This window comes from Methylobrevis pamukkalensis, assembly GCF_001720135.1.
GTDB lineage: Bacteria > Pseudomonadota > Alphaproteobacteria > Rhizobiales > Pleomorphomonadaceae > Methylobrevis > Methylobrevis pamukkalensis.
The window spans coordinates 1-2,892 of the sequence record NZ_MCRJ01000212.1 but is presented as its reverse complement, the minus strand read 5'-3'; the positions used below and the strand labels follow the sequence as shown (position 1 = coordinate 2,892).

General features: G+C 69.1%; 5 protein-coding genes. All 5 read left to right on the top strand.

All coding sequences use genetic code 11. The annotated features are described in order from the left end of the window. Positions 1-84: 84 nt before the first annotated feature. Positions 85-807: an RNA polymerase sigma factor gene (locus A6302_RS19865; protein WP_069308466.1), complete on the top strand. Its 723-nt coding sequence runs from the start codon at positions 85-87 to the stop codon at positions 805-807. An 84-nt stretch (positions 808-891) separates the two neighbouring features. Continuing rightward, on the top strand, positions 892-1,086 hold the full coding sequence (locus A6302_RS19860) for a hypothetical protein (protein ID WP_018303655.1): 195 nt from the start codon (positions 892-894) through the stop codon (positions 1,084-1,086). A 38-nt stretch (positions 1,087-1,124) separates the two neighbouring features. Next, entirely contained in the window at positions 1,125-1,421 is a 297-nt protein-coding gene (locus A6302_RS19855; RefSeq protein ID WP_069308465.1) for a hypothetical protein, read from the top strand. Beyond that, on the top strand, positions 1,421-2,296 hold the full coding sequence (locus tag A6302_RS19850; RefSeq protein WP_069308464.1) for an ATP-binding protein: 876 nt from the start codon (positions 1,421-1,423) through the stop codon (positions 2,294-2,296). Before A6302_RS19855 ends, A6302_RS19850 begins: the two co-directional genes overlap by 1 nt. 101 nt (positions 2,297-2,397) lie before the next feature. After that, on the top strand, positions 2,398-2,892 hold a 495-nt coding region (locus A6302_RS19845), incomplete at its 3' end, for a hypothetical protein (protein WP_069308463.1).

The following is a 2,892-nucleotide window of genomic DNA, read 5'->3' as shown; positions in this document are numbered from 1 at the left end:
ACCCCCCTGAAATCGCAGAGACGCGCGACGTCCTGACCTGGCCACGAGAAGGCGCCGGACGCCTGGCCGCAAGGCAGGCGTCCGATGTCCTTCGCGTGGCACGAGATCCGTGATCACCTCATGCATTCATCCACGAACCTTCACTTCCAGCGCAGTTTCGACGCCGTCCGGCGTGCGCAGGCCCCCCTCGCGCCGTTCCGGGATCCGGCGGCCCTACTGGATGAGCTGCACCGCACGCCCGGCGATCAGGGCCAGAAGAACGTGATCCTCTCCGCGCTCGTCAGGGCGGCGCAGGGCAATGGGCCCACGTCCGACTGCGCCCTGACGCTGCTGTTGCTGGCGCTCTGGCCCGGCCTCGACGCCATCCGCCGCCGGTCGATCTGGCGCAGGATCGGCACCGCCGACGAGATCGCGTCCGATGTTCTGGCGCGCACCACCGAGGCTGTCCGCGGACTCGACCTCGGCCGCGTCAACTGGATCGCGGCGACGGTGCTGCGCAACGTCAAGCGCGACATGATCCGCGTGCGCCAGCGCGACCAGGCACGCGAACATCTCGCCAGCATCGCTGATCCCGACGAGGTGGCGGACAGCGGCGACAGCGGGATCGGCGCAACCGGGTACGCACGGCTGAACGGCGCCGTGAGGAAGCTGCTCGGCGATGACGCCCTGCTGGTGATCCGCGTGGCGATCGAAGGCTTCTCGCAAGCCGAGGTCGCCGTCGAACTGGGCCTGACCGAGGCCGCCGCCCGCAAGCGGTACCAGCGCGCCATGCGCCGGCTGCACGACGCCCTCGAGGAAATCCCCTGACCCGATGTCCCGATCCGGTCCCGCCGGTGGCTTTTCCCATTCGAGCGCCCCAAGCGCCTTCCCTCCAACCGAAAGCAGACACGCATGAACCGCACTGCCGATCTGTCGCTCGAGGATTTCAGGCGTCTTCCGGGGCTCTATCGCCGCTGGGAACTGACCGAGGTCTGCGAGCCCAACCGCAACTATCAGATCGAGGACGCCGGCGCCCACGCCGACGGGACGCCGCTCTTGGCGATCTACGTCGCCGAGCCCGCGCCCGACGTCCGCGAGGCCGCGTGATGGGCCTCCTCGATCACATCATCTCACGGAGAAACGCCATGCCGGACCAGCCGGACGACATCACCCGTCTTCGCGCCGCGAGCTACGCCCTCGAAGACCTCCCCGAAACCATCGCATTCCCGCAGCGCCCCGGTGACGAGCCGCGCGAGCCGCTGCCGGTCGTCGAGGCGACCGTGGACGAGATCGCCTTCGCCATCGTGGAAGCGGAGCGCGAGAGCACGGCCGCCTACCGTCGCGCCGACGCGCTGAAGCGCCTCTACAAGCTCGCCCGCGAGGCGGGGTGCATCGGCGCAGATCGCGCCGCCACGGCGGTGATGAAGAAGGAGGGCCAGTGATGGCCCTTCCCATCATCGGCGCCGACGAACGGCTCGCGCAGCGCAAGGGCATCAAGGGCGTCATCTTCGGCCGGTCCGGCATCGGCAAGACCAGCCTGCTCTGGACGCTGAACGCCTCGACCACGCTCTTCCTCGACCTCGAGGCTGGCGATCTGGCGGTCGAGGGGCTGGAGATCGACACGCTCCGGCCCCGCACCTGGAAGGAATGCCGGGATTTCGCGGTGTTCATCGGCGGGCCGAACCCGGCGCTGCGCGAGGACCAGCCCTACAGCCAGGCGCATTTCGACGAAGTCTGCGGGCGCTACGGCGATCCCACGGTGATCGGGAAATACGAGACCGTCTTCATCGACTCGATCACCGTGGCGGGGCGGCTCTGCTTCCAGTGGTGCCGCGGCCAGCCCGAGGCGTTCTCCGAGAAGACCGGCAAGCCCGACATCCGCGGAGCCTACGGGCTGCATGGCCGCGAGATGATCGGCTGGCTGACCCACCTGCAGCACACGCGCGGAAAGCATGTCTGGTTCGTCGGCATCCTTGACGAGCGGCTCGACGACTTCAATCGCAAGGTCTTCCAGCCGCAGATCGACGGCTCGAAGACCGGGCTCGAACTGCCCGGGATCGTCGACCAGGTCATCACCATGGCCGACATCCCGGACCCGGGCGGCCAGCCGCAGCGCGCCTTCGTCTGCCAGACGCTGAACCCCTGGGGCTATCCGGCCAAGGACCGCTCCGGTCGCCTCGACAGGGTCGAGCCGCCGCATCTCGGCCGGCTGATGGAGAAGATCCAGCGCCCCGCGGTGCCAGCCTCCGAACGCCTGACCTGGCCGCCGGTGAACCAGGCCGATCCCGCCCCCGCGCAGGAGCCCGACCATGGCTGAGCGCCTCACGCCAAGCCCCGTGTCCCGATCCGGTCGCCGGGGTGGCTTTCCCCTTCTGACGCCACTGCGCGTCCCACCCTCCAACTGAAAGGAGCCGCGCAATGTCCGGACCCTGGAACGACTTCAACTCCGCGCAATCCAACACCAACGTCATCCCCAAGGGCACGCTCGCCAAGGTGCGTCTGACGCTCCGCCCCGGCGGCTTCGATGACCCCTCGCAGGGCTGGACCGGCGGCTGGGCGCGCCGCGCCGCCACCGGCGCCGTCTATCTCGACGCCGAATACACGGTGCTCGAGGGGCCCTATGCCCGGCGCAAGGTCTGGTCGCTGATCGGCCTCTACAGCCCGAAGGGCCCTGACTGGGCCAACATGGGGCGCGGCCTGATCCGCGGCATCCTCAACTCGGCGCGCGGCGTGTCCGACAAGGACAACTCGCCCGAGGCGCAGGCCCGCCGCCGCATCAACGGCTTCGGCGATCTCGACGGGGTCGAATTCGTCGCCCGCATCGACATCGGCACCGACACCAACGGCGAGGACAAGAACGAGATCCGCGCTGCCGTCACGCCCGATCACCGCGACTACGCCGCGCTGATGGGT

Bases quoted from the DNA above. Each gene is read 5' to 3' on its own strand.
- A6302_RS19860 (WP_018303655.1), top strand. From the start codon at position 892: ATGAACCGCACTGCCGATCTGTCGCTCGAGGATTTCAGGCGTCTTCCG.
- A6302_RS19865 (WP_069308466.1), top strand. From the start codon at position 85: ATGTCCTTCGCGTGGCACGAGATCCGTGATCACCTCATGCATTCATCC.
- A6302_RS19850 (WP_069308464.1), top strand. From the start codon at position 1,421: ATGGCCCTTCCCATCATCGGCGCCGACGAACGGCTCGCGCAGCGCAAG.
- A6302_RS19855 (WP_069308465.1), top strand. From the start codon at position 1,125: ATGCCGGACCAGCCGGACGACATCACCCGTCTTCGCGCCGCGAGCTAC.